This is a genomic window from Roseovarius lutimaris (assembly GCF_900115165.1).
GTDB lineage: Bacteria > Pseudomonadota > Alphaproteobacteria > Rhodobacterales > Rhodobacteraceae > Roseovarius > Roseovarius lutimaris.
The window spans coordinates 1-25,179 of the sequence record NZ_FOVP01000010.1 but is presented as its reverse complement, the minus strand read 5'-3'; the positions used below and the strand labels follow the sequence as shown (position 1 = coordinate 25,179).

General features: G+C 60.2%; 22 protein-coding genes. 8 read left to right on the top strand and 14 right to left on the bottom strand.

Annotated features, from left to right (window positions below):
* Genes dxr through pyrH form a run of 5 tightly spaced genes read right to left on the bottom strand, consistent with a single transcriptional unit; the run spans position 1 to position 4,036 of the window.
* Positions 1-1,173, bottom strand: a complete 1,173-nt coding sequence (gene dxr / locus BMZ91_RS09950) for a 1-deoxy-D-xylulose-5-phosphate reductoisomerase (protein ID WP_092837928.1) — start codon at positions 1,171-1,173, stop codon at positions 1-3.
* Positions 1,170-1,949, bottom strand: coding sequence for a phosphatidate cytidylyltransferase (locus tag BMZ91_RS09945; protein WP_092837926.1), 780 nt, complete (start codon positions 1,947-1,949; stop codon positions 1,170-1,172). Before BMZ91_RS09945 ends, dxr begins: the two co-directional genes overlap by 4 nt.
* On the bottom strand, positions 1,946-2,689 hold the full coding sequence (locus BMZ91_RS09940) for an undecaprenyl pyrophosphate synthase (protein ID WP_425441562.1): 744 nt from the start codon (positions 2,687-2,689) through the stop codon (positions 1,946-1,948). Before BMZ91_RS09940 ends, BMZ91_RS09945 begins: the two co-directional genes overlap by 4 nt.
* Positions 2,690-3,253 (bottom strand): ribosome recycling factor, encoded by a 564-nt coding sequence (gene frr / locus BMZ91_RS09935; protein ID WP_092837924.1) that lies wholly within the window; start codon positions 3,251-3,253, stop codon positions 2,690-2,692.
* Between the two features lie 51 nt (positions 3,254-3,304).
* Positions 3,305-4,036 (bottom strand): UMP kinase, encoded by a 732-nt coding sequence (pyrH, locus tag BMZ91_RS09930; RefSeq protein ID WP_092837921.1) that lies wholly within the window; start codon positions 4,034-4,036, stop codon positions 3,305-3,307.
* A gap of 140 nt (positions 4,037-4,176) precedes the next feature.
* Here pyrH and miaA point away from each other — a divergent pair, with 140 nt between their 5' ends.
* From miaA to BMZ91_RS09915, 3 genes are all read left to right on the top strand, one after another.
* A complete protein-coding gene (gene miaA, locus BMZ91_RS09925) occupies positions 4,177-5,058 on the top strand; it encodes a tRNA (adenosine(37)-N6)-dimethylallyltransferase MiaA (protein ID WP_092837918.1) in 882 nt (293 codons plus the stop codon).
* A 104-nt stretch (positions 5,059-5,162) separates the two neighbouring features.
* A complete protein-coding gene (locus BMZ91_RS09920; protein WP_092837916.1) occupies positions 5,163-5,969 on the top strand; it encodes a helix-turn-helix domain-containing protein in 807 nt (268 codons plus the stop codon).
* 201 nt (positions 5,970-6,170) lie between these two features.
* Positions 6,171-7,763: an ABC transporter substrate-binding protein gene (locus BMZ91_RS09915; RefSeq protein WP_092837913.1), complete on the top strand. Its 1,593-nt coding sequence runs from the start codon at positions 6,171-6,173 to the stop codon at positions 7,761-7,763.
* A gap of 12 nt (positions 7,764-7,775) precedes the next feature.
* Here the strand turns inward: BMZ91_RS09915 and BMZ91_RS09910 are convergent, their stop codons facing one another.
* Positions 7,776-8,369 (bottom strand): lytic transglycosylase domain-containing protein, encoded by a 594-nt coding sequence (locus BMZ91_RS09910; protein WP_092837910.1) that lies wholly within the window; start codon positions 8,367-8,369, stop codon positions 7,776-7,778.
* Between the two features lie 188 nt (positions 8,370-8,557).
* On the opposite strand from BMZ91_RS09910, the gene BMZ91_RS09905 reads away from it, so the two are divergent.
* The 3 genes from BMZ91_RS09905 to typA all read left to right on the top strand — a co-directional run bounded on the left by BMZ91_RS09905 (position 8,558) and on the right by typA (position 12,011).
* Positions 8,558-9,067, top strand: coding sequence for a single-stranded DNA-binding protein (locus BMZ91_RS09905; RefSeq protein WP_092837907.1), 510 nt, complete (start codon positions 8,558-8,560; stop codon positions 9,065-9,067).
* A 121-nt stretch (positions 9,068-9,188) separates the two neighbouring features.
* Positions 9,189-10,106, top strand: coding sequence for a GNAT family N-acetyltransferase (locus BMZ91_RS09900; protein WP_177193834.1), 918 nt, complete (start codon positions 9,189-9,191; stop codon positions 10,104-10,106).
* An 84-nt stretch (positions 10,107-10,190) separates the two neighbouring features.
* Positions 10,191-12,011 carry a translational GTPase TypA gene (gene typA, locus BMZ91_RS09895; RefSeq protein WP_092837901.1) on the top strand — a complete coding sequence of 607 codons (1,821 nt, stop codon included), beginning with the start codon at positions 10,191-10,193 and terminating at the stop codon, positions 12,009-12,011.
* Between the two features lie 68 nt (positions 12,012-12,079).
* Here typA and BMZ91_RS09890 read toward each other — a convergent pair whose 3' ends face one another.
* The 4 genes from BMZ91_RS09890 to recA form a co-directional block, all read right to left on the bottom strand.
* Complete coding sequence (locus BMZ91_RS09890) at positions 12,080-12,367, bottom strand: DUF1330 domain-containing protein (protein WP_092837898.1); 288 nt, start codon at positions 12,365-12,367, stop codon at positions 12,080-12,082.
* Positions 12,368-12,385: 18 nt separating this feature from the next.
* Positions 12,386-12,670 carry a DUF1330 domain-containing protein gene (locus BMZ91_RS09885; RefSeq protein WP_092837895.1) on the bottom strand — a complete coding sequence of 95 codons (285 nt, stop codon included), beginning with the start codon at positions 12,668-12,670 and terminating at the stop codon, positions 12,386-12,388.
* A 9-nt stretch (positions 12,671-12,679) separates the two neighbouring features.
* Positions 12,680-15,343 carry an alanine--tRNA ligase gene (gene alaS, locus BMZ91_RS09880; RefSeq protein WP_092838239.1) on the bottom strand — a complete coding sequence of 888 codons (2,664 nt, stop codon included), beginning with the start codon at positions 15,341-15,343 and terminating at the stop codon, positions 12,680-12,682.
* A 126-nt stretch (positions 15,344-15,469) separates the two neighbouring features.
* Positions 15,470-16,552: a recombinase RecA gene (gene recA, locus BMZ91_RS09875; RefSeq protein ID WP_092837892.1), complete on the bottom strand. Its 1,083-nt coding sequence runs from the start codon at positions 16,550-16,552 to the stop codon at positions 15,470-15,472.
* Between the two features lie 193 nt (positions 16,553-16,745).
* On the opposite strand from recA, the gene BMZ91_RS09870 reads away from it, so the two are divergent.
* Positions 16,746-17,393 (top strand): gamma-glutamyl kinase, encoded by a 648-nt coding sequence (locus BMZ91_RS09870; RefSeq protein ID WP_092837889.1) that lies wholly within the window; start codon positions 16,746-16,748, stop codon positions 17,391-17,393.
* Here BMZ91_RS09870 and BMZ91_RS09865 read toward each other — a convergent pair.
* The 4 genes from BMZ91_RS09865 to BMZ91_RS09850 all read right to left on the bottom strand — a co-directional run bounded on the left by BMZ91_RS09865 (position 17,390) and on the right by BMZ91_RS09850 (position 24,043).
* Positions 17,390-19,696: an ATP-binding protein gene (locus BMZ91_RS09865; RefSeq protein WP_092837886.1), complete on the bottom strand. Its 2,307-nt coding sequence runs from the start codon at positions 19,694-19,696 to the stop codon at positions 17,390-17,392. The two genes, BMZ91_RS09870 and BMZ91_RS09865, sit on opposite strands and share 4 nt — an antisense overlap.
* A gap of 109 nt (positions 19,697-19,805) precedes the next feature.
* Positions 19,806-20,972, bottom strand: coding sequence for an RsmB/NOP family class I SAM-dependent RNA methyltransferase (locus tag BMZ91_RS09860; RefSeq protein WP_092837883.1), 1,167 nt, complete (start codon positions 20,970-20,972; stop codon positions 19,806-19,808).
* Positions 20,973-21,809: 837 nt separating this feature from the next.
* A complete protein-coding gene (locus tag BMZ91_RS09855; RefSeq protein ID WP_092837880.1) occupies positions 21,810-23,033 on the bottom strand; it encodes a GNAT family N-acetyltransferase in 1,224 nt (407 codons plus the stop codon).
* 5 nt (positions 23,034-23,038) lie between these two features.
* Positions 23,039-24,043, bottom strand: a complete 1,005-nt coding sequence (locus tag BMZ91_RS09850; protein WP_245736300.1) for a hypothetical protein — start codon at positions 24,041-24,043, stop codon at positions 23,039-23,041.
* A gap of 429 nt (positions 24,044-24,472) precedes the next feature.
* On the opposite strand from BMZ91_RS09850, the gene BMZ91_RS21085 reads away from it, so the two are divergent.
* The coding region (locus BMZ91_RS21085) for a hypothetical protein (protein ID WP_143076326.1) at positions 24,473-25,179 on the top strand (707 nt) is incomplete at its 3' end.

Below are 25,179 nucleotides of genomic sequence, written 5' to 3'. Positions count from 1 at the left end.
TTAACTGTTTCGCTCGGTGACAACCTGATCGGCGCACTGTCTTGCCAGATGGTCCATCCGGGACACGCAATCAAGGGTCAGGGTCGCATTCATTTCGGCCGGGTCGCGCGTCAGACGCGTCAGCACCTCTTCGACGACCACATTCATGTCGCAAAATCCGATATGCCCGGCGATAAAGCGATCAAGCGCGCGCTCCTTGGCGGCGTTGAACACCGCGCCGCTCAGCCCGCGCATCTCCATTACTTCGCGGGCAAGACGCAACGCCGGATAGCGCGCCATGTCGGGCGCGCGAAAGTTCAGCGTGCCGATGGCGGCCAGATCAAGCGCCTCGACCGGCAGGGTCTGACGCTGTGGCCAATGCAGGGCATAGCCGATGGCGTGGCGCATGTCGGGCGGGCCGACATGTGCCATAAGCCCGCCGTCGCAGAACCCGACCAGCGCATGCACCACCGATTCCGGGTGGATCAGCACTTCGATCTGCGCGGGGGTAAAGCCGAAAAACTCGCGCGCTTCGATCATTTCCAGCGCCTTGTTGAACATCGAGGCGCTGTCGATGGTGATCCGCTGGCCCATCGCCCAATTGGGGTGGTTTGACGCCTCGGCCACGGTCGCATATTCCAGATCGGCCAGCGGCCAGTCGCGAAAGGCGCCGCCGCTGGCGGTGATGATCACCCGCGACACGGCGGCGGAATCCTCGCCGACCATGGCCTGAAAAATCGCCGAATGCTCGCTATCGACCGGCAGGATGCGGGCATGATTGAGGCGCGCGGTGCGCATCAGCAAAGGCCCGGCGGTGACCAGCGATTCCTTGTTGGCAAGCGCCAGGGTCGCGCCCTGTTCAAGCGCCGCCAGACCTGGCGCCAGACCCGCCGCGCCGACAATCGCCGACATCACCCAATGGGCGGGTCGGCTTGCGGCCTCGCTCAGGGCTGCCGTCCCTGCGGCGGCCTCGACGGCGCTGCCTGCAAGGGCGGCGCGCAGGTCGGGCAAAAGATCGTCATGGGCCGTAACCGCCACATCGGCGCCAAGCGCCACGGCATCCGCCGCAAGCTGTGCGATATTGCGCCCGCCGGTGAGCGCCACCACATCAAAATAGTCGGGCGCACGCCGGATCAGGTCAATCGTGTTCTGTCCGATAGAGCCGGTTGCACCCAAAATCGAAACCCGCTTCATGCAAGCCCCGGCATCAGGTTGAGCGCCCAGAGGATAACCACGAGAACCGAGGCCCCGAGCATGGCATCAAACCGGTCCAGCACCCCGCCATGGCCGGGAATAAGGCCAGAGCTGTCCTTGATCCCGCGCAGGCGCTTGGCGGCGCTTTCGGCAATATCGCCCATCTGCCCGGCAAAGCCGACCAGTACCGACACCGGCACAAGCGCCAGCCCGGCCCCCGTCGGCACCATGAACAAAAGCCCGATCACCGCCGCCCCAAGCCAGCCGGCAATCGTACCCGACCAGGTTTTCTTGGGGCTGAAGCGCGGCCAGAACTTGGCCCCCCCCAGGGTTCGCCCGGCGAAATAGCCCGCCACATCCGAGATAACCACCACCGCAACAAGCCAGATCACCCAGATCAGCCCGGCACCCTCGCGCAGCATCGCCATGGCGAAACAGCCAAGCAAGCTCCAGAATGCGAGGGCGAAAAACGGCCCCTTTTCACGCTCGATGGACGTGGCGGCGACAACCACGGCAGACAACAGCAACGGCAATGCCAACAGCCCCGGCAGCCAGATCGCAAGCCCAACGGCAAGCGCGGCCAACACGCCGGAACGCCGCGCATCGGGCGCGTCGAACATGCGCGCGGCCTCCCACATCATAAGCCCGGCAAGCGCAGAGATCAGCGCAAAGAACACGAGCCCCCCGATCCAGATCACCGCGGCGCCAAGGCCCGCCATCAAGATGCCGGAAATCACCCGTGGCGCAAGGTCAGACCACTGTGCGCTGCCACTCATGCGGGCACCGCGCCAAAGCGGCGGTCGCGCGTGCCATAGTGCGCCAGCAGTTTGGCAAAGACATCGGGGGTAAAATCAGGCCAGAGCGTGTCGATGAATTCATACTCCGCATAGGCAGATTGCCAGAGCAGGAAATTCGAAATGCGGGCCTCGCCGCTGGTGCGGATCACCAGATCGGGGTCGGGCAACACACAGGTATCAAGGTATTTCGGCAGGGTTTCTTCATCCACATCCGCCGGATCAAGGCGGCCCTCGGCCACATCCATCGCCAGCCGCTTGGTGGCGCGCGACACCTCATCGCGACCGCCGTAATTGAGCGCGATGGTCAGATTGGTGCCGGTACACCCGGCGGTCATAGCCTCGGCCTCATCCATCAGGTTGCGCAATTTGCGATCAAGACGCGGGCGATCCCCGATAAAGCGAACCTGCACATTATCGGCAACGAATTCCTGCATTTCCTTCATGATATAGCGGCGAAACAGGCTCATGAGACCGGCGACTTCGGTTTGGGTCCGCTTCCAATTTTCGGTCGAAAAAGCAAATATTGTCAGATACTTGACCCCAAGAAACGGACAAGCCTTGACGATTTCGCGCACCCGGCGCGCACCGGCATGGTGGCCAAACAGGCGTGGGCGCCCACGCGCCTGTGCCCACCGGCCATTGCCATCCATGATGATGGCCACATGGCGCGGGCCGTCGCCATTGACGAGTTTATCTGGCATGGGCGCGCCCTTTGTCATTCAGACCTGCATGATTTCCGCTTGTTTGGTTTCCAGCGTCTCATCGACTGCCTTGATATAGCGGTCGGTCAGCTCCTGAACCTCGGATTCCCAGAATTTCTGGTCATCTTCGGACATGCTGTCGGCCTTGGCTTTCTTGATCTGATCCATCCCGTCGCGGCGGACGTTGCGCACGGCGACTCGGGCGTGTTCGGCATATTGCGAGGCGACCTTGGTCAGCTCCTTGCGGCGCTCCTCGTTCAACTCGGGGATCGGCAGCATGATGATGGTGCCGTTGAGTTGGGGATTGATGCCAAGGCCGCTTTCGCGGATCGCCTTTTCGACCTTGTTGACAAGGCCCTTGTCCCAGACGTTGATCGTCACCATCCGCGGCTCGGGCACATTGACCGTGCCGACCTGGTTGATCGGGGTTTTTTGACCGTAGGCATCCACCATCACCGGCTCCAGCATCGAGGCCGAGGCGCGGCCGGTGCGCAGCGATGCGAATTCGGTTCTCAGCGCCGCAATCGCGCCCTCCATGCGGCGGGTAAGATCGCCTGTGTCGATTTCGATGTCATCGGACATGTTTTCTGTCTTTCCTTCTTGCGGCAATCGCCCTGTTGCCCCTGTTTAACGTCAACCATGCACAGTTGTATAGGTGCCCTCGCCTGCCAGGATGCCTTTGAAGCCCCCCGGCTCGTCAAGGCTGAAGACGATGATCGGCAGGTTGTTGTCGCGCGCCAGGGCAATCGCGCTGGCATCCATCACCCCAAGATGCTGGGCCAGCACATCATCATAGCTTACCCGGTCATAGCGCTTGGCATCGGCGTGCTTGACCGGATCCTTGTCATAGACCCCATCCACCTTGGTGCCCTTCAGGATCGCCTCGCAGGCCATTTCATTGGCCCGCAGCGTGGCCGCCGTGTCGGTGGTGAAATAGGGGTTGCCGGTGCCGGCCGCGAAAATGCAGATTCGCTTTTTCTCAAGGTGGCGCACGGCGCGGCGGCGAATATAGGGTTCGGCGACCTCATCCATGCGAATGGCCGAAATCACCCGGCAATGCGCGCCAAGCCCTTCAAGCGCGCTTTGCATTGCAAGCGCGTTCATCACCGTGGCAAGCATACCCATGTAATCGGCGGTGGTGCGCTCCATGCCCTGCGCGCTGCCCTGAAGGCCGCGAAAGATATTGCCGCCGCCGATGACCATGCAAATCTCGACCCCGAGATCATGCACGATCTTGACCTCGCGCGCGATCCGCTCGACCGTGGGCGGATGAAGCCCATAACCAAGATCGCCCATCAACGCCTCGCCAGAGATCTTGAGCATGACGCGGCTGAACTTGGCATTGGCATCTTGGGGGGCGGACATTGGCGTTACTCCACTACGTCTATGTGATCGCGCGCAAAATGTCGTAATTGTCCGGAAGGTTCAATCGCAGAAACCTGCGGGTTCGTCGAAAAGACGTAAATCCGCCTCGTCAAGCCGCGTGATCTTGGGTAACGGGGGGCATGGGCATGCCATTTGACATTGATCCGACGCTTCCGGTGCTGATTGCCGGGCCAACCGCGAGCGGAAAATCCGCCCTGGCGCTTGCTATCGCGCGCGAACAGGGCGGCGTGATTGTCAATGCCGATGCCTTGCAGGTCTATGACAATTGGCGCATCCTTTCGGCGCGCCCCAGCCTCGCGGATGAATCGCAGGCGCGCCATGCGCTCTATGGCCATGTACCGGGAGCGGCGGAGTATTCCGCCGGTCACTGGCTGCGCGATGTGGCGCCGTTTTTGCAAGGGCCGGAGCGGGCGGTTATCGTCGGCGGCACCGGGCTTTATTTCGCCGCCCTGACCGACGGGCTGGCCGATATCCCGGCCACCCCGCCCGACCTGCGCCAGAGAGGCGATGAGATACGGGCCCGCGACGGGTTGCAGGCCCTGATCGACGCGCTTGACCCTGAGACGCTCGCCCGCATCGACACCCGCAACCCGATGCGCGTGCAACGCGCCTGGGAGGTATTGCACGCCACCGGTCGCGGGCTGGCGGCCTGGCAGGACGACACCCCGCCGCCGCTTTTGCCGCTTGACGCCTGTCAGCCGCTTCTGGTCGAGGCCGGCAAGGAGTGGCTTAACGCCCGGATCGCGCGGCGCTTTGATGCGATGCTTGAGAGCGGCGCACTTGACGAGGTCCGCGCCAACCTGCCCGATTGGGATGCGGCGCGCCCCTCCTCCAAGGCAATCGGCGCGCCTGAACTCGTGGCCTATCTGCGCGGTGAGCTTTCCCTTGAACAGGCCCGCGCGCTTGCCACCATCTCGACCCGCCAATTTGCCAAGCGTCAACGCAGCTGGTTTCGTGCAAAAATGCGCCGGTGGCAGCGGATTGCCGCCGAAACGCTTTAGAAATTTCGCTATTTTGCCCTGACATTGCGTCAATCCCTTGCGATTGATTGGTCTTATTGCGACTATTTAAGGGAATCCCCTGTTCACCCCGGAGACAGCAGATCATGCGGCATGCCGAAATCAAGACCCTGGTGCAATGGGCACGCGGCAGCGACTGGCGCAGCACCTTGCAACACAGCAGCGAGGCGCATGCGCTGATCTGGATCACCCGTGGCCAGGGCATCGCGGTGGTTGACGGGGTGCGGCGCGGCGTCGGGGTGCACAATGCCCTGGCAATCCCGGCGGGCACGATGTTTTCGCTCGATCTGGGCAAGACCGGCTTTGGCCTTGTCTGCCTTGTGCCCGCAGGCGGGCCGATCCTGATGCCCGACATGACCCAGCATCTGCGCATCCGCGACGTCACCAGCCAGAACGAGCTGACCGCGATCCTTGAGGCGATGCAGCGCGAACAAAGTGCCGCGCGCCCGTTCATGGATGAGGCGATGAATGCTCAGGCCAGCATTCTAACGGTCTGGCTTCGTCGCGCGATGATCGATTATGGCACCCCCGACAAGATCGGCGCCACAGAGCGCCTGATGCGGGGTTATTCGGCGCTGATCGAGCGGGATTACAAAAGCGGGCGCGCGATGGCGGTCTATGCCCGCGCGCTTGGGGTGACCCCCACCCACCTTACCCGCGTCAGCCGCCAGGCTTCGGGGCTGACGGCGGCGGATATGCTGACCGAACGCAGCCTGCATGCCGCGCGTGATCTGCTTGAAGACAGCGATATGCCAATCGGCCAGATCGCCGCCATGCTTGGCTTTGGCAGCGCCGCCTATTTCTCGCGTTTCGTGCTGCAACACACCGGGCTAAGCCCTTCGGCGCTTCGATCCAGGGCCGCAGAGCGCGCGCCGCGTGCAAATAGTGCCTGATTTTCGTTCAGGCCGCGGGAATGCGCGCGCGGCGGGTTGCACTTGAGGACCGCTCGTTATCTAATGCCTAAGATGACTTGATCGGTGCCCGGGATTCCTGCCTCTCAATCCCCTCAATGAAAGCGTTCCATGTCACGACACTCTTGCCCCCCACCCCATCCTGCCGCCCACCGCTACGTTGGTGATCTCAAGGCCGGGCGCATGGACAGGCGAGAGTTTCTGAGTCGCGCAACATCTCTTGGTCTGACGGCAGGCGCGGCCTGTGCGCTTGGCGGCCTGCCCGCCCCTGCCAGCGCCGAGCAACCCGTCATCGCCCCGGGCGGAACCCTGCGCATTCAGCAAAACGTCAAACCGCTGAAAGATCCGCGCAGCTATGACTGGAGCGAACTTGGCAACCAGACCCGCGGCTTTCTGGAATATCTGGTGGAATATGTCGGCGACGGAAGCTTTCGCGGCATGCTCCTTGAAAGCTGGAGCGTGAATGAGGATGCCACTCGCTATCTCTTGAACGTCCGCAAGGGCGTGACCTGGAACAATGGCGATGCCTTTGACGCCGACGATGTGGCGCGCAATATCGCACGGTGGTGCGATACCACCGCCCCGGGCAATTCCATGGCCGGGCGCTTTGCCGGAATGATCGACGCCGAGACCGGACAGGCGCGCAACGGCGCGATTACCGTGCTTGACGACAGCACTGTCGCGCTTGCCCTCTCGGCGCCCGATATATCGGTGATTGCCAATATGGCGGATTACCCGGCGGCGATCGTGCATGAAAGCTATGCGGGCGGCGATCCCTTTGTGCACGGTATCGGCACCGGCCCGTTCCGACCGGTGTTCATGGTACCCGGTGAAACCTGCATTCTGGAGCGTCACCCCGACCACATCTGGTGGGGGACGGATGTTTATGGCGGCCCCTATCTTGATCGCGTGGAATTCATTGATTACGGCACCAACCCGTCAAGCTGGCTTGCGGCGGCGATCGCCGATGAGGTTGACCTACTCTATGAAACCGTCGGTGATTTCGTCGATGCGATGGATGATATCGGCTGGATCAAAACCCGCGCGCAAACCGCTGCGACCACGGTGATCCGCGCCTCGCAGAGCGCCGCCGTGGTGGGCACCAACCCCTATACCAAGCGTCACGTCCGCCGCGCCCTTGCGCTTGCCGTCGATAACGCGATCTGTCTTGAGCTTGGCTATGGCGGGCGGGGCACCGTGGCCGCCAATCACCACGTCAGCCCGATCCACCCGGCCTATGCCGATATCGGCCCCGCCCCCTATGACCCTGCTCAGGCGCGCAAGGATATCGAGGCGGCCGGGCTTTTGGGCTATGTTCACGAGCTGGTCACCGTTGACGACGAATGGCAGCGCAACACCGGCGATGCGGTCGCCGTGCAATTGCGCGATGCGGGGCTAAGGGTAGAGCGCAGGATTCTGCCGGGCGATCAATTCTGGCCCAATTGGCGCGATTTTCCGTTTTCCTCAACCCAGTGGAACCACCGCCCGCTGGATGTCCAGGTTCTGTCGCTTGCCTATCGCTCGGGGGCGGCGTGGAATGAAACCGGCTTTGCCAACGCCGAATTCGACGCGCTTCTAGATCGCGCCAACACGCTTGCCGATGCCGAGACCCGCCGCGAGGTGATGGCGCAGCTTGAAACCCTGCTGCGCGATGAAGGCGTGATCATTCAGCCCTATTGGCGGGCGCTGTTCAATCATCACAACGGCAGATTGGTAAATGCGCAAAAGCACCCGGCAAACGAAATTCATCTCTATGAGATCGGCTTTGCCGCCTGAGCGCGCTCTGCCCTAGCTTCCCCAGATCACACGCACATAGTTGCGGGTCTCTTTATAGGGCGGCACGCCGCCGTATTTCTTGACCGCACCGGGACCGGCATTATAGGCCGCAAGCGCAAGCCGCCACGATCCGAATTCCTTGTACTGCGCGGCAAGGTAACGCGCGCCCCCCTCAAGGTTCTGACGCGGGTCATGCGGGTTGACGCCAAGACGGCGCGCGGTCTGTGGCATCAGCTGTGCCAGACCAATCGCCCCCTTGTGCGAGCGCGCCTTGACCTGCCAGCCGGATTCCTGCTGCACCAGACGCAGGAAGAGATCCACGGGCACACCGTGGCGCCGCGCCGCCTGTTTCGCCACATCAAGATAGGGCCCGCGATAGGCGCCCTTGAAGCGCGGCGACAGATCGTCCCCCCACATCGTCGGCGTATTGACGCGCTGCGGCTGAAGGCGAATCGAATTATTGTATTGCTGGCGTGCGCGATTGTCCAAAACGCTGGTCTGGGATTTGAACAATGTGCCCCGGCTTTTGGTTGACAGAACCTCGGCCCCGGCCGGCTGAATCAAACCAACGGCCAGAACCGCCCCTGCGATCGCTCGAATTCCCATTCTGCCCCCAGACTTAACGTTTGGCGCAATATACGGAAATTGCCCCGGATTTCGAGCCTTGTTTTCCGGATTCTGCCGCAGCACACCAATTTCCGCCTATTTGAGGGCAATTTTAAGCTTTCCTTCACCCCCTTCGAGTGGTGTAACCACCAGAACGCCAACCCGCAGCATGACAGAAGGAGGGCACGATGGCCGGCTCTGTAAACAAGGTAATTCTCATCGGCAACCTGGGCCGCGACCCCGAGGTGCGCACGTTTCAGAACGGCGGCAAGGTGTGCAACCTGCGCATAGCGACCTCTGAAACCTGGAAAGACCGCAACACCGGCGAGCGGCGCGAAAAGACCGAATGGCACTCGGTCGCGATCTTTTCCGAGGGCCTTGTGCGGGTGGCAGAGCAGTATTTGCGCAAAGGCTCCAAGGTCTATCTGGAGGGCAAGCTTCAGACCCGCAAATGGCAGGATCAGTCCGGGCAGGATAAGTACAGCACCGAAATCGTCCTTCAGGGCTTTGATGCAACCCTCGTGATGCTCGACGGTCGTGGCGAAGGCGGTGGCGGTGGCGGTGGTGGCGGCGGCTATGGCGGCAGTCAGGACAGCGGCGGTTATGGTGGCGGTTACGGCGAGTCCAGCGGCGGCGGCGGTGGTGGCTCTGCCCCCAGTCGGCCCTCGCGCGACATGGACGACGAAATCCCGTTCTGACACCGCGTTTGTCGATTTGAATTGGCCGCAGCCGTTCCGGGCTGCGGTTTTTTTTATGCGCGTGTTAAATGAATTTTAGCGGTTCTGGCGATTAAGTCGGGGGATGAAGATAGACCTCAGCATGCATGGTAGCCCCCCGCCCGGTCCCGCCGCCCTGCAACAAACGCCGCAGTATGCCCGCGCCCTGACGGCCATGGGCGCACAGGTGCAGGGCATTACCGGCCGGGTTGACGACGGCATCGCGGCGCAGGCGCTTGTGGTGCGTCGGCGCATGGGGCCGATCACGCTCAACTGGCTTCCGCGCGGCCCAATCTGGCGGCCGGAGCAATCATCGCAACAGCGCGATACCTTCCTGTCCTGCATGACCGGGGTCATGTCCGGTGGCGGGCTCTGGATCGGCAACGCCGACAGTGACAGCGCTGCGGCCGAGCTTGCGTCGCATGGCTTTCGCCCCCTGATCGCGCCGCAATCCGTGGCCCAGCTTGACCTGCGCGCGCCGATCAAAGAGCGGCAGGCCGCACAGCATGGTAAATGGCGCAACCGGCTGCGCCATGCCGAAGCCGCCGGGCTTGTGATATCCGAGCGCGAATTCGACCCGGCCCGCGACGCCGCCTTTTTGCGCCGCGAGGCCGCACAGCGCCGCACGCGTGGCTATCGCGCCCTGCCGCTTGGGTTTTGCCTGGCCTTCGCCCGCCAGAACCCCGGCGCCGCCCGCATCTGGAGTGCGCATAGGGCGAACGAACTGGCGGCACAGATGCTTATCCTGCATCACGGCACGACCGCCACCTATCACATCGGCTGGAGCGGGGCCTTGGGGCGCAAGACATCGGCGCATAATCTTCTGCTCTGGGAGGCGCAAAATTGGCTGTCCGCGCGTGGGGTGGTCCGGCTTGATCTTGGCCCGATCGAGGCCGCAAACGCGCCGGGCCTTGCGCGCTTCAAGCTGGGCAGCGGCGCCAAGCTTTGCGCGCTCGGGCCAACCACGATAAGGTTTTCCCGGCCTGCCCTGTTTCAAAAGCGACACAGCGCGGCAGCATGAAGACGCGCAGCACGCGCTTTGCCTCTGGCCTTTCCGCGCTGCGGCGTATAGGGCGCAGGCGAACAATATCAGGACACCGCCCCTATGGACATGCGCAATATCGCAATCATCGCCCACGTTGACCACGGCAAGACGACGCTGGTTGACGAACTGCTGAAACAATCCGGCGCGTTCCGGGCCAATCAGGCCGTCGACGAACGCGCCATGGACAGCAACGATCTGGAGCGTGAGCGCGGCATTACCATTTTTGCCAAGCCGACAAGCCTGGTCTGGAAAAATACCCGCATCAACATCGTCGACACCCCCGGTCACGCCGATTTCGGCGGTGAGGTAGAGCGTATCCTGAGCATGGTTGACGGCGTGGTCTTGCTTGTCGATGCCGCCGAAGGCCCGATGCCGCAAACCAAATTCGTGACCTCCAAGGCGCTGCGCCTCGGGTTGCGCCCGATTGTCGTTCTCAACAAGGTCGACAAGACCGACGCCGAGCCGGACCGCGCGCTGAACGAATGTTTTGATCTTTTTGCCAGCCTTGATGCCAATGACGATCAGCTTGATTTCCCGCATATGTATGCCTCCGGGCGCTCCGGCTGGGCCGATCACGAGCTGCACGGTCCGCGCAAAGACCTTACCGCCCTGTTCGAGCTTATCGTCAACCACGTCCCCGCGCCCAAGCAGGTCGCCCATCAGGACGAAGATTTTCGCATGCTGGCGACAACGCTTGGCGCTGATCCGTTTGTGGGTCGTTTGCTGACTGGTCGGGTTGAATCCGGCCGCCTCAAGGTCGGTGCAACCGTCCAGGCCCTAAGCCGCATCGGCCAGAAGATCGAACAGTTCCGCGTCACCCGTATTCAGGCGTTTCGCGGCCTCGCAAGCCAGGATATCGACGAGGCCCTTGCCGGCGACATCGTGAGCCTTGCCGGCATGTCAAAGGCCACCGTGGCCGATACGATCTGCGCCCTTGCTGTCGAAGAGCCGATCGAGGCCCAACCGATTGACCCGCCCACCATCACCGTGACCTTTGGCATCAATGACAGCCCCCTGGCGGGCCGCGATGGCAAGAAGGTCCAATCACGGGTGATCCGCGAGCGCTTGCTGAAAGAGGCCGAATCAAACGTTGCGATCCGCGTCACCGATACCCCTGGCGGCGACGCCTTCGAGGTGGCCGGTCGCGGCGAATTGCAGATGGGCGTGTTGATCGAAAACATGCGCCGCGAAGGCTTTGAACTCAGCATTTCGCGGCCGCAGGTTCTTATGCGCGACGGCGAGAACGGCGAGCGTCTTGAACCGCTTGAAGAGGTCACGATTGACGTCGATGACGAATATTCCGGCGCCGTGATCGAAAAGCTGACCGGCCCGCGCAAGGGCGATCTGACCGAGATGAAACCGGCGGGGGCGGGCAAGACCCGGATCATCGCGCTAGTGCCGTCGCGCGGTCTCATCGGCTATCACGGCGAATTTTTGACCGACACGCGCGGCACCGGTGTTCTGAACCGCGTTTTCCATAGTTGGACCCCGTATCGTGGCCCCATCCCCGGCCGCCGCTCGGGTGTTCTGATCTCAATGGAAACCGGCGAGTCCGTGGCCTATGCGCTCTGGAATCTGGAAGAGCGCGGCAAGATGTTCATCGGCCCGCAAACCAAGATTTATACCGGCATGATCATCGGCGAACACGCCCGTGAAAACGATCTTGAGGTGAACCCCCTCAAGGGCAAAAAGCTGACCAACGTACGGGCCTCTGGCACCGACGAGGCCGTGCGCCTGACCACACCGGTCACCATGAGCCTGGAACAGGCGATTGCCTATATCGACGATGACGAACTGGTCGAGGTCACCCCCAACGCCATCCGTCTGCGCAAGCGCTTTCTCGATCCGATCGAGCGCAAGCGGAACGCGAAAAAGGCCTAGCCCTTACGGCGCAATCATGCACTGCCCGCTAAGCGCCAAATCCATTGGCGAGCGGGCGGTGAACAATATTATTCAGTAATTTCGACGATAAGCAGTTCGCGCTCGGATGCACCACGCGCATGGTTCAGCGCCGCTTGATAGTCGTCGCTGTGATAACATGTCTCGGCCGCCTCGACCGAGGGAAAACGCGCCACAACATTGCGCGGGCGCTCCTTGCCCTCAAGTTGTACAAACCGCCCGCCGCGTGCGATGAACGCACCGCCATGCTTGGTAATGGCAGGGCCCGCAAGCTTGGCATATTTGCCATAGGCCTCGTCATCGGTCACGGTCACATGGGCAATCCAAAGGGCTGGCATGCTGGTCTCTCCTCGGGTTTAAAGGCCGTCTACGACGACAATGTCGCGGTCACTGCTGCTGATCGCGATCGGCAAAATACGGCGATAGGCGTCGGAATTATACCACTCAAGGGCGGTCTCGCGATCCGGGAATTCGATCAGCACATGCCGGTCGGGACCGTTGCCCTCCAACTGGGTCTGTGCGCCCCCCTTCACCAGATACTTTCCGCCAAATTTCTCTGCCAATGCAACCGTTTGGCCTGCATAGTTCTTGTAGTCTTCGGCGTCGGTCACATTGATCCGGGCAATTATATAGGCGCTCATCGTTCCTCCTCAGGCCGAAATGACCCCCTCTGCCGCCTTGATCGCGTCCTCTGACCCGGTGATGTCGCTGCCACCGCCCTGGGCCATATCGGGGCGACCGCCGCCGCCCTTTCCGCCCAGTTCGGCCACAGCGGCACGCACCAGATCCACCGCCGAGATCCGAGCGGTCATATCCCCGGTCACGCCTGCGGCAACGGCCACTTTGCCACCTGTATCGGCCATGAGCAAGACCGCCCCCGATCCAAGGCGCGCCTTATGCTCGTCAATCAGTGGCGGAAGATCCCTGCCCTGAACGCCGGACAGTACCTGTGCGATGAATTTCACGCCGTTGATTTCGCGCACCTCCGGGCCGCCACCCTCACCGGACCCACCGGCCATCGCCAATTCGCGGCGCAGCTGTGCGACCTCATTGGACAGCGCGCGGCGCTCGTCCATGAGCGATTTGACCCGCTCGACAACCTCTTCCGGGCGCGCCTTGAGGTCCTGTGCGACCAGGGACAGGCGCGCATTTTGCCCGCTGAGATACTCAAAAGCCGCCGCCCCGGTCAGCGCCTCGATCCGGCGCACGCCGGCACTTGACGCGCTATCGCCAAGCGCCACAAAGACGCCGATATCGCCGGTCTGGCGCACATGGGTGCCGCCGCAAAGTTCGATCGAATAGGTCCGCCCGTCCGGCCCGCGACCCGAGCCCTCCGCTTGCCCCATCGACACGACCCGCACCTCATCGCCGTATTTCTCGCCAAACAGCGCCTGTGCCCCAAGGCCGCGCGCATCATCCGGCGTCATGATCCGGGTTTCAACCGCGCTGTTCTGGCGGATATAGGCGTTTACGTCGGCCTCGACCTTTGCCATCTCATCATCGCTCAGCGGCTTGGTATGGCTAAAGTCAAAGCGCAGGCGATCCTCGGCATTAAGCGACCCGCGCTGTGCCACGTGGGGGCCAAGCACCTCGCGCAGCGCCTCATGAAGCAAATGCGTCGCCGAATGATTGGCGCGAATGGCGCTGCGGCGGGCGTGATCGACGTTTAGCTGTGCCGCCTGCCCGACTGTGATCTCGCCTTCGCACACCTCGGCAAAATGGATGAACACCCCGGCCACCTTTTTGGTATCGGTCACACGCCCGCTGCCGGTTTCGGTCTTGATCACGCCCTGATCGCCCACCTGACCACCGGATTCCGCATAAAACGGCGTCTGGTTCAGGACGATCTGAACAGTGTCGCCCGCTTTGGCCGCCGCAACCGGCACGCCATCGGCCACAAGCGCGGTGATCTGCCCCTCGGCCACTTCGGTGTCATAGCCAAGAAAATCGGTTGTGCCCTTGTCTTCGGCGATATCAAACCAGACGGCCGCATCCGCCGCCTCGCCCGAGCCCGACCATGCCGCGCGCGCCTTGGCCTTTTGCTCGGCCATGGCCGCGTCAAAGCCCTCGGCGTCAACCGAACGGCCCTTTTCGCGCAGCGCGTCCTGCGTCAGATCAAGCGGAAAGCCGAAGGTGTCATACAGCTTGAACGCCGTCGCCCCCGGCAGGGCCACGCCCTCGGGCAGATCACCAAGTTCGTCATCCAAAAGCCGCAACCCACGCTCAAGCGTTTGTTTAAAGCGGGTTTCTTCAAGCCGTAGCGTTTCCTCGATCATGGATTGGGCGCGGCCAAGTTCGGGATAGGCCTGACCCATTTGCGTCACAAGCGCCGGCACCAGACGGTGCATGACCGGGTCCTTGGCACCCAAAAGATGCGCATGACGCATGGCGCGACGCATGATCCGGCGCAGCACATAACCGCGCCCCTCATTGCTTGGCATCACCCCATCGGCCATCAGGAAAGAGGTCGAGCGCAGGTGATCGGCAATCACCCGGTGATGCACATTGCCGGGGCCATCGGGATCCTGGCTTGTGACATTGGCGCTTGCCTCGATCAGGTTGCGCATCAGGTCGGTGTCGTAATTGTCATGCTTGCCCTGCAACAGCGCGCCAATCCGTTCCAGCCCCATGCCGGTATCAATCGACTGCATGTCAAGGTCGCGCTGCGTGCCATCCTCGAACCGTTCATTCTGCATGAAAACAAGGTTCCATATCTCGATGAAACGATCGCCATCCTCTTCCGCACTGCCCGGAGGGCCGCCCCAGATATCCGGGCCATGGTCATAGAAAATCTCGGTGCAGGGGCCACAGGGGCCGGTCGCACCCATCGACCAGAAATTGTCATCGGTCGCGATCCGAATGATCCGGTCATCGCCAAGCCCGGCATATTTCTTCCAGATCGACGCCGCCTCGTCATCGGTATGATAGACCGTGACCAGAAGCTTTGACTTATCCAGCCCGAAATCCTTGGTCAGCAGATCCCAGGCATAGGGGATCGCCTGCTCCTTGAAATAATCCCCAAAGCTGAAATTGCCGAGCATCTCGAAAAACGTGTGATGGCGCGCGGTATAGCCGACATTGTCGAGATCGTTATGCTTGCCGCCGGCGCGCACGCATTTCTGGCTTGTGGTGGCGCGGGTGTAATCGCGATGCTCGACCCCGGTGAAACAGTTCTTGAACTGCACCATCCCGGAATTGGTAAACATCAACGTCGGGTCATTGCGCGGCACAAGCGGTGAGCTATCGACGATGCGGTGATCGTTGCGCTCGAAAAAGTTGAGAAAAGTCGAACGGATTTCATTCAGCGTTGGCATTGGCATCTCTTTCCGGGCGGTTATCTGGCCTGCATCCGGATGATTTAACGGGGCCGTCTTGCCATGTCCACCGCAAGAAAAGGCCCGGCGCATTGGCCGGGCCTCAATCCTGTCGGGGATATCGGGTTATCCCTCAACGATATCACCATCATCACTGTCGTCCGGGCGCTCGGACATATCAAAGTCCAACCCATGCGAGGCGCGAATTTTATCCTCGATCTCAAGCGCCATTCTGGGGTTTTCCCGCAAAAAGGTCTTGGCATTCTCACGCCCCTGCCCGATGCGTTCATCCCCGTAGCTGAACCAGCTTCCGGATTTTTCAACGACGCCGGCCTTGGAGCCAAGATCAAGAAGCTCGCCCATTTTGCTGATGCCTTCGCCATACATGATGTCGAATTCCACCTGTTTGAAGGGCGGTGCCACCTTGTTCTTGACGACCTTGACACGGGTGGCGTTGCCAACGATTTCGTCGCGATCCTTGAGCGCGCCGATACGGCGGATATCAAGCCGGACCGAGCTATAGAATTTCAACGCGTTGCCGCCGGTGGTGGTTTCCGGACTGCCGAACATGACGCCGATCTTCATGCGGATCTGGTTGATGAAAATCACCGTGCATTTGGTGCGGCTGATCGAGCCGGTCAGCTTGCGCATGGCCTTGCTCATCAGGCGGGCATGCACACCGACGCTGCTGTCGCCCATCTCGCCCTCAAGTTCCGACTTGGGGGTAAGGGCGGCCACCGAATCGACCACGATCATGCTGACCGCGCCAGAGCGTACCAGCGTGTCGACGATCTCAAGCGCCTGTTCGCCGGTGTCGGGCTGTGAAATCAACAGATCATCAAGGTTAACGCCAAGCTTGCGCGCATAGACCGGATCAAGGGCGTGTTCCGCATCGACAAAGGCGCAGATACCGCCCTTTTTCTGTTCTTCCGCCACACAATGCAGCGTCAGCGTCGTCTTGCCAGAGCTTTCGGGCCCATAAATCTCGATGATGCGCCCCTTGGGGATGCCGCCGATGCCAAGCGCGATATCAAGCCCAAGCGAACCGGTCGAGGTCGCCTCGACATCAGCGATCTGATTGGCGCCGCCCATCCGCATGATAGAGCCTTTGCCGAACTGCCGTTCGATCTGGGCAAGGGCGCTATCCAGCGCCTTTTGCTTGTCCGTGTCTTTCTTTTTGTCCATGGATAAAAGATCTGCCGTTGCCATTTGTTCGCTTCCTTATTCCACACCCGGTCACGGGCGGCAATCGCTGCCTTTGTTCGCCTCTTGTTCTCGCCGTTATGAGGACAAAAGCGGAACATTTCAAGAAGATTATTGGTAAATCCACTTTTGCCTGAAACGATTAACAAGTAGTTTACGGTGACCCAATGCGCAAAAATCTCTTGGAAAAGGCCGAAAGATGTTAGTTTTTTCAAAGGCAAAGCTGGTATTCCTGTCAGTCCCGAAAACCGGGAGCACGGCCTATCAGGCGAGCCTTTCCCCGCTCGCGGCAATCGCGGTGACCTCGCCGCCCGAACTGAAACATGCGCCGGTCTTTCGCTACAACCGGTTCTTTCGCCCGATGATCGAACGGTTCATTACGCCAGACGTTGATGTTCTGGCGGTGATGCGCGAGCCGATAAGCTGGCTTGGAAGCTGGTATCGCTATCGTCAAAGACCGGCGATGGCCGGAACCGCCAACAGCACGCAGGATCTGAGTTTTGACGATTTCGTCACCGCCTATTGCATGGGCGAGCAACCCGGTTTCGCGGCTGTCGGCGCGCAGTCAAAGTTTCTCGAACCACAGCGCAATGGCACCTGTGTCACCCATCTGTTTCGGTATGAAGATCAGCCGGGCCTTCTGCACTTTCTCGAACAGCGACTCGGAACGACGATCAAAACCGAAAACCTGAATGCATCCCCCGCGTGCGCTCTTGAATTGAGCGCAAAGACCGAGGCTCGGCTACGGCGCAAGTTTTCCAGTGATTTCGCCCTTTGGGAGGGCATTGGCGCCAATGGGCACCACACTCCCCTGCCTGCACGCCCCAAGCCCGCGCCAAAGGTTTAGCGCCCCGAAGTCCCCTGACCAATCTGGCGGTGAACCGTCTCGGTAAGCTCATTCAGAGAAAATGGTTTGGGAAGGAAAACCGAATTCGGAATTTTGGCCTGCGCATCGCCAAAGGTTTCTTCGGCGTAGCCTGACATGAACACGACCTTGACGTCGGGGCGCTTTTTCAAAGCGGTCTGCACCCAGCTTGGCCCGTCGATCCCCGGCATGACCACGTCGGTGACGAAAACATCCACTCTGAGCGCCTCATGCGTCAGAATCTCCAACGCGTCTTCGGCCGATTCGGCCTCCAGCACCGTGAATCCGCGCAACTGCAATGCACGGCTGGCAAAGGCCCGCACCGGCGCTTCGTCCTCGACAAGCAGGATGACGCCGCTCGCCGGGGCCTCGTTTCTGGCGGCGGCCCTGGGAATTGCCTCGACCTTGTCGTCGCCAAGGTAGGCCGGAAACATCAGCTGAAAACTCGCGCCCTTGCCCTGAGCGCTATCAACGAAGATGAAGCCGCCGGTCTGTTTCACGATGCCATAGGCCGTGGACAGGCCAAGCCCGGTGCCCTCGCCGGTCCGTTTGGTTGTGAAAAACGGCTCGAACACCTTCGGGAGTTTGTCCGGCGCAATCCCGGACCCTTCGTCGATCACCTGAACCGACACATAGCGCCCCGGCGCAACCACGGCACGGTCGCGGCGCAGAGGCTCTGTCAGCGTCAGGTTTTCGGTCACGATCCGAATGTCGCCGCCCTCGGGCATCGCATCGCGAGCATTGACCACCAAATTCATCAACACCTGCTCCAACTGTCGCTTGTCGGCACGAATGGCAGACAGCGTCGGGTCATGGCTCAGGGAAAGCGTGACCTTCTCACCGACCAGCCGGTTCAAAAGATGTGTCAGGTCCGACAGAGTATCGCGCAAGTCGACAACCTGTGGCCGTAGCGTCTGCTTGCGGGAGTAGGCCAAAAGCTGGCTGACCAGGGCCGCCGCGCGATTGGCATTCTGGTTGATCTGCATCAGATCGCTATAATCGATATCCCCCTGATCATGACGCAGCAAAAGCAGGTCGCAATGGCCCGAAATCGCCGTCAGAAGGTTGTTGAAATCATGCGCCACCCCGCCGGCCAACTGGCCAATCGCCTGCATCTTCTGGCTTTGAACGAACTGCGCCTCCAGCGATTTAAGCTCGGTCGCATCGCTCAGCACGGCAATGAGCACCACCTCACCTTCTTCCATCGCCCGGTTTAGCGTGACCTGCACAAAAACCTCGCGATCTTTGCGGCACACGCGCAAGAATTCAGAATGCACCGTCCCGCGCCCGGCCGCGGCATCATCAAGCCAATCTGCAATCGAACGGCCCAGCCCCTCCATCATATCGCTCAGAAGCGCATCCTTGCAACTTGCCACGCCCAGAAGGTCACGCGCCGGACGGTTTGAAAGCTGGATAGCTCCATTCCGCGCAACCTTTAGCAAAGGCACAGGCAGGTCATCAAAGAACGCCCAGCCGTCGGGCTGTCGTTCGGCACCGGCGACCCCCGGCAAAAGGAAAATCTCGCGCCGCCCGGCGGTGCCCTCCAGTTCGACCACCAGACAGGAGACCTCGCCGTCGGGCGTGTTGATCTCGTTCATCTCCCCCGAGCGCAGCGGCAGTTTCGAGCTGATCCGATCCAGCGTACGGGCACGCTCGCCGACAAGATTGCGGGCCGCGCCATTCATGAACAGAACCGCCTCATTGCGGCCCACGGTCAACATCGGCAGGGATACCGGATCGGCGTCCCGTTGCGGGCGATCCGCAGATTTTTCGATACGCCAGAGAAAATGATCCAGTCCGGCGCGGTGAACACTCAGCCGCATGTGCCCGACGCGCGTTACCACGTCTTCGACTGCGGCGCCTTTGGCCATGGCGCGGCTTTCCATCCGAAAGAGAATAACACCGGGATTGGCCAGTAACGGACGCAAGGCCCCCGCCAGGGTCACGGCCGCCCCGGCGTCAAAAGCGTCGACCGCCGCGGGGTTGGAGTAGACTATTCTTCCCTCCGGCCCTGTCAGGATCGACGGCGCCAGATCATCGCCAACCAACTCTCGTGCGCGAGTCTGCAAATCCCGCGCGGAGCGCGCCATAGAACGTTTGATGACAACAACCCAGATCGCAACCAGCGCCAAGGTTGCCCCCACCAGAGCCAGAGCAAGCTGCGCCATGCCGGCAGGCACAAGGTAGGCCGCCGCCCAGAACAGGAGTGCGGCCAGAAGAACGACGCCGGCCCGCGGTCCGATGCGCAATGCGGCCTGACGGATTGGCCCGCCGGAAAGGGTCATGAAAGCCAATAGCCGCTCCCTTAAGTTCGCTGTTTCCCCTCCTGTCTGAGGCAAAACCCTTAAGTGAGGTTTAACGGCGCTCCAAAAAACACGTCAAGGTTGCGGTAGATCAACTCTTCTTACGAAGTTGCGAGATGTAGAAACCGTCGCCTGCCTCAGAAATCGCAAACCGGGTTTCATCGATTATTTCCCATTCCGGATTTTTATTTAAAAAGTGGGATATCGTCGCTTGGTTTTCATCGGCAAAAAGAGAGCATGTCGCATAAACCAAAACCCCACCCGGAGTGACCAGAGGGGCGGCGTCCTGCAATATCTGGCGCTGGATTGAGGTCAGCTCGTTCAAGCGTTCGGGCGTCAGCGCCCATTTTGCCTCGGGCGTGCGGCGCCATGTCCCACTTCCTGAACAGGGCGCATCACACAGCACCAGATCGAATGGCCCCTCATCACGGAGCCGCGCCGTCTCGACAATATCAACGCGAACGCCCGCACGCTCGGCGCGGACCGGCAGGTCCTTCATCCGCTGCGGCGCGGTATCATGGGCAAAAAACGCCCCCTCCACGCGCGCCGCGAGCGCCAGAACCTTGCCACCACCCCCGGCGCAATAATCCATGACGCGCGCGCCGGGCGCGATCTCAAGCCGGGCCATTGCCGCCTGACTACTGCCATCCTGAAGCTCGACCAAGCCATCGTTGTAACAGGCAGAGCCGGAAATTTTTCGTTCCCCTTCCGTGACATGCAGGGCAGTACTGGCAATATCATGCGGTTGCGCGACAATTCCCTCATTGGCCAGATGCGCAATCGCCTGCGCAGGGTCCCCTTGCCGCAAGTTGACCCGCAGCATCACCGGCGCGCGCGACCGCAGGGCGAGCGCCGCATCTTCGGCCGCATCGCCAAGCGAGGCCTCAAAAAGCGGCCAGAGCCAATCCGGAAGATCAAGCCGCGCCGCGCCTGTTGGCGCAGAGCCAGCGGCGCGTTCGGCCGCGCTCAACGGTTCGGGCGCATGACCCTCTCCGGTGAAAAACTCTTCCGGATCAGAGCCTTGCGCGCGCAACGCCCCGATCATCAAACCGCGCCCCGTGCCAGCACCGCCAAGCGCCGCATAAGAGCGCCAACAGCGCAGAACACCAAACACATGATCGCGCAAGGCCGCGCGATCCTTGGAGCCGGCAAAGCGCGAGCGCCTTGCCCATCCGCCTAGCGCTTTTTCCGCATGCGCGCCGTCAAGGATCGCATCCAGCACCTCGATTGCGGCGGAAATCCGGGCGGCCGGGGTCATGAAATCACCTTAAGATTAGATCGCAAGCCATTATATAGATTGCAAACTAAAACAAATATAGTTTTCGCGCTTGATCTGAACATCATGCACATGAATACCGTCCATTTGGCTTTAATACTTTAAATGTCATTTGCATCTGCTACCTCGCCAATTCGCACGCGGTGCCCCAATCATCTTCGACTATCGGATCGCTCAATCTGAGATTCAAGCCGAAGTGCATTTGTATCTGCGGCCACCACTCTTCGTCCAGCGCTTTTCAGATCACGTCAGAACATCTACTGTCTCCCCTTCGACGCGGTCGCGTCGCAACATCACCCCACACAGCCCGAAAAAACATGACGCTTGCGTGAACCAAAAAAGGAGGGGCAAAACGGGCTATATCAACGAAAAACTCAAACCCCATGAATTACTGGGGTTAAAAGAGCGGTAAATTTCTTCTGGACCGTGAGGTGATATCACGACTTTATGATTTTGACTCACCAAGGGTAGAGCACACCAGAGCGCCATGGGACAGGCCGTTATTCCTTCGGACGCAGGATCTGCTCAAGCGCCATCAACCATCGTGGCCGGTTCAATCCGTCCATGTCTAACGGTCGGAAAACAAGGCCCGCAGGTGACCGGAAAGTTGCAGCCACACTTCGGCACCATCCTGTTCTGGGACTGAGCAACAAGGCCATTTCCCGAAATGGGAGCAGGATTGGACAGGATTCGCACGATCCTGTCGAATGGGCGTGGAGTGGCTCTGTTTCTTGTCATTTGTAACGTCGCCGACTTCAAACACCCTTGTGAAATGGCCGTTGTCCGGACCACAAATTTGCATCAGCCATGATTGATGTTTCAGGAAAACAGCTTTGCAATCTGCGCACAGGCACGCGCGGCATGATCGATTTTACCGCTGCTCAGGAATGTCTCGACCCGCCGCATTGCGTCACCGATGCAGATAGAATCAAGCACCAGATCATCGCGCAGGTTCTTGCGGCGGACCTCAAAGTACAGGACATCATGGTCCTGCGCGCCGTAGTTATATTTATAGGCCTCGTTGCCGTGGCAGAAATCGTAGCAAATATAGCCCTGCGCAATCGCCCATTCGATGCTGTGGAAATGCATCGCCGACCCGATGAAGGTCTCTTTTGCTTCGAAATCCCGGCCAGCCACGATGAAATGCATCAAACCGTTCTTTACATCCAGCACATGCCCCAACGCGCCGAGCGGCGTGTTCCCCTTGCGCAGAACCGGCATGAACAATGTCCCGGTGCGCTGTGCCGCCGTCAGGACATCGCGGTAGTTGGCGGCCACACGCTCGGCCTGCTCTTCGCCTTTCTGCGCGCTCCATTTCTGTTTCCAGAACGTCAGCAGCGCCTCGAGATCGGACTCAAACGACGTATTATCGGCGCAGGTGATGTTGTAGTCGCCTGTGTCCAGACTTTTGCGTCTGAAGCGATTGAATTTCTGCCGGGTATTACTGCTGAGCTGGGTTTTCAGATAAGTGTCGAAATCTTCCGGCAGTTCAACCTGCGGACACAGCAGATTGTTGGTTTCCTTGTTGTTGATCAAGTAATCTCGGAACCTCACCGAAAAGCCCTGATCGGCCAGCGCCTCGGTGAAGATTGTGCAGCGGCGATGTTGCGCGACATAGCGCATCGACAGTTTGGTCCACGGCATCCGCGCCAGCTTGCCCGCAGCCGCTGTCAGCGCCTCAACCTCATGCGCCGGGTTGCACAGGAACCCGGTGTATTCACTCCACAGCAGTCGTCCGGCGGCTTCCAGCTCGGTTTGAAATTCCTTGCGGCTGGTGCTCCAATGCACACGATATTTCAGCGGCAGGATGCACAGCACATCACCGGCTCTGGCCGGATCGCGCACCACAAGGACGCTCCACCGAAATGGCCTGTCGCGGAATATCTGCGCCATCCAGTCCCATGTCAGAAACACGGTAGATTCCGGATCGCGACGTTCAAGCCCCTGCCATGCATCGCGCAATTTGACGAAATCCGCATAGCTGTCGATGATACTGACCTGCAACGCGGTGTCCGGGACGGGTTTGATTTGATTATGCTTCATGAGGGTCACGCCTTTGCCCGTTTCAGGCTATCCTTCAGGACGTTCAGAAATACGAGCTCGGCATCTTCAAAATCACGTGCCACAGGCCGTGTTTCATTGTTTCTCTCCGCGAAATAGCTCCCTACCCTGCAGATATGCGCGGCAAACTCCGGGTGTGCGCCAACATCATCGTATTTGCGCACCCGCGTTTTCGACAGCCAGCCGCGTTTATTGGCCTCATTCACGATCAGTTTGAACCGCTGAATACAATGAAAGGTCAGATAGAGAGCCATGTAGTCAAGATAGTCATCCCTTGCATGGCCAGTGCCGGTGTCAAAGCAGTCGGCAACAATTGTCTCCATCACCTCGGGGCTCAGGGGCCAGGCTTCATCCCCGATCAGCCAGGCAAAATCTTCGGCCCCGTGGCGGGCGCCTGAGTATTCACAGTCGAACCAGCGCAATTTATCATCCGGGCCAATGGCGGCATTCCCCGACCGACAGTCCCATTTGACGAATTGCGCCCCTGGATAGGCAATCATGTCGCATAGGGCGGGTCTGTCGAGGCTTGCAGAGCGTCCTTGGGAAAACTCTTCAAGTTCGCTAACGCCTCCCACGAAGTTTTCCAGCCATAGCTTGTTCTGCCCCAGGTGTGGCAGCGCTTCGTGCAGCCTGGCCTTGCGACCCGCGGCCTGAATGCGAAAGATCGACGCGACGGCGTCATGGGCCAGGTCAACCCGTTTTGACTTGTTGACCTTGGATATCTCAAGGTTGAGACGCTTGCCGCCGACGTCCGATTGAAACAGTATCTCGCCATCCACGCCCAGACATTCGGGCAAGTCAGTGCAGTTCGGCCAGAGCTTGCGAAGCGTGAAGGCTTCGATATGGGTTCGACGAAAGTTGGGGCGCAGGGTGGCAATCACGGTGCGATCGGCAAAGACAAGCCGATAGCTTGAGCGGCTTTCCCCCCCTGGCGAATCCACATCAAGAACGGGTTGGGAGAAGAGCCTTTCAGCACTTTCTACAATCCGCATTTTGCGTTTTTTCCTGCCGCTCATGCTTACCCCGAATACCGAAAATGGGTGCCTGTCCCCCGCAGAGCCGCAAAACGCGCGACCGGACCCGGAGTTCTTTACAAGGGCTATCGGCGAAAATCGGCGAATTTGAGGTCAGAGTAAGGAAATGATTCGCCAGCTGATTCGCCGACGCCCGGGCAGGATCGGCGAGGGGATTGACCTTGGGTCCTCTGGGAAAAAAGAATATCCGCGCGCACTGTTTCCAACTGGATGACAAAAATGGACCAATTTGTTCTAAATGCAGGGAAAATTTGGCAAAATTGCGGCGGTCGCATAGCGTTTAAGAATTGATTTTGGGCTGGTTCTCTGCGGCCTTCATTCGGCTTCGGACAACAAACCAACGCGCCTGCGCGCATGAATTTCCAATGGATTAGGGGAGATGAAAGTATGAGGGATTATAGAGACGGGGGCACCAATGGCTCCGGCCACGCATCGGCCAGTTCAACAGATGCCTATCATAATGGCGGCGTCGAAGGCGATGCTTTCTCCAGTTGGTACGACGAACACTTGGCCGCCGACTTTGGCGAGAGTCATGATTCCGGGGGCTCCGAGCAGGCGAGTGAAGGCGACGCTACTACTGACGATGGTGGTAAACTCACCGAGACGTTCAGCCTTGGCGATAGTCCACAGATAACAGTTTCGGTCTTGCAAACAGTCGAAGGAACTCTGTTCTTTGACCTGCAATCGACCTCACCCGATGGTGAAATCGGCGATATCGATGGGTTGTTCTTCAACATGGTCGATGATGCGGACGTGGGCGCGCTGCACTTCTTTCCCGATCCCAACAACCTGCCGGTGACCGGCCATGAAGCAAGCGCCAATGCGATCAACGCGTTGGCCAATGGCTTCACTGTCCCGGAAAACTATGATGCTGTTATTCAATTTGGCCAGATGCCGGATTCGACCGAGGGCGAGGTCGCCAATGTGCGCTTTACGCTATGGTCCGACAATGGCCCGATGACCCTTGACGATATTGATTTGTCAAACGTTACACTGGTGATCGACTCGGACAGCAGCAACCCGCAGATCCTGACCGGTGGTGTTACCGATGACGGCTCGGGTGGCACCAAGGGCTCCGGCGGCACCAAGGGCTC

What these genes read in the sequence shown, in the direction of transcription:
- dxr (WP_092837928.1), bottom strand. Translation starts at nt 1,173, where the DNA reads ATGAAGCGGGTTTCGATTTTGGGTGCAACCGGCTCTATCGGACAGAAC.
- BMZ91_RS09945 (WP_092837926.1), bottom strand. Translation starts at nt 1,949, where the DNA reads ATGAGTGGCAGCGCACAGTGGTCTGACCTTGCGCCACGGGTGATTTCC.
- BMZ91_RS09940 (WP_425441562.1), bottom strand. Translation starts at nt 2,689, where the DNA reads ATGACAAAGGGCGCGCCCATGCCAGATAAACTCGTCAATGGCGACGGC.
- frr (WP_092837924.1), bottom strand. Translation starts at nt 3,253, where the DNA reads ATGTCCGATGACATCGAAATCGACACAGGCGATCTTACCCGCCGCATG.
- pyrH (WP_092837921.1), bottom strand. Translation starts at nt 4,036, where the DNA reads ATGTCCGCCCCCCAAGATGCCAATGCCAAGTTCAGCCGCGTCATGCTC.
- miaA (WP_092837918.1), top strand. Translation starts at nt 4,177, where the DNA reads ATGGGCATGCCATTTGACATTGATCCGACGCTTCCGGTGCTGATTGCC.
- BMZ91_RS09920 (WP_092837916.1), top strand. Translation starts at nt 5,163, where the DNA reads ATGCGGCATGCCGAAATCAAGACCCTGGTGCAATGGGCACGCGGCAGC.
- BMZ91_RS09915 (WP_092837913.1), top strand. Translation starts at nt 6,171, where the DNA reads ATGGACAGGCGAGAGTTTCTGAGTCGCGCAACATCTCTTGGTCTGACG.
- BMZ91_RS09910 (WP_092837910.1), bottom strand. Translation starts at nt 8,369, where the DNA reads ATGGGAATTCGAGCGATCGCAGGGGCGGTTCTGGCCGTTGGTTTGATT.
- BMZ91_RS09905 (WP_092837907.1), top strand. Translation starts at nt 8,558, where the DNA reads ATGGCCGGCTCTGTAAACAAGGTAATTCTCATCGGCAACCTGGGCCGC.
- BMZ91_RS09900 (WP_177193834.1), top strand. Translation starts at nt 9,189, where the DNA reads ATGCATGGTAGCCCCCCGCCCGGTCCCGCCGCCCTGCAACAAACGCCG.
- typA (WP_092837901.1), top strand. Translation starts at nt 10,191, where the DNA reads ATGGACATGCGCAATATCGCAATCATCGCCCACGTTGACCACGGCAAG.
- BMZ91_RS09890 (WP_092837898.1), bottom strand. Translation starts at nt 12,367, where the DNA reads ATGCCAGCCCTTTGGATTGCCCATGTGACCGTGACCGATGACGAGGCC.
- BMZ91_RS09885 (WP_092837895.1), bottom strand. Translation starts at nt 12,670, where the DNA reads ATGAGCGCCTATATAATTGCCCGGATCAATGTGACCGACGCCGAAGAC.
- alaS (WP_092838239.1), bottom strand. Translation starts at nt 15,343, where the DNA reads ATGCCAACGCTGAATGAAATCCGTTCGACTTTTCTCAACTTTTTCGAG.
- recA (WP_092837892.1), bottom strand. Translation starts at nt 16,552, where the DNA reads ATGGCAACGGCAGATCTTTTATCCATGGACAAAAAGAAAGACACGGAC.
- BMZ91_RS09870 (WP_092837889.1), top strand. Translation starts at nt 16,746, where the DNA reads ATGTTAGTTTTTTCAAAGGCAAAGCTGGTATTCCTGTCAGTCCCGAAA.
- BMZ91_RS09865 (WP_092837886.1), bottom strand. Translation starts at nt 19,696, where the DNA reads ATGACCCTTTCCGGCGGGCCAATCCGTCAGGCCGCATTGCGCATCGGA.
- BMZ91_RS09860 (WP_092837883.1), bottom strand. Translation starts at nt 20,972, where the DNA reads ATGACCCCGGCCGCCCGGATTTCCGCCGCAATCGAGGTGCTGGATGCG.
- BMZ91_RS09855 (WP_092837880.1), bottom strand. Translation starts at nt 23,033, where the DNA reads ATGAAGCATAATCAAATCAAACCCGTCCCGGACACCGCGTTGCAGGTC.
- BMZ91_RS09850 (WP_245736300.1), bottom strand. Translation starts at nt 24,043, where the DNA reads ATGCGGATTGTAGAAAGTGCTGAAAGGCTCTTCTCCCAACCCGTTCTT.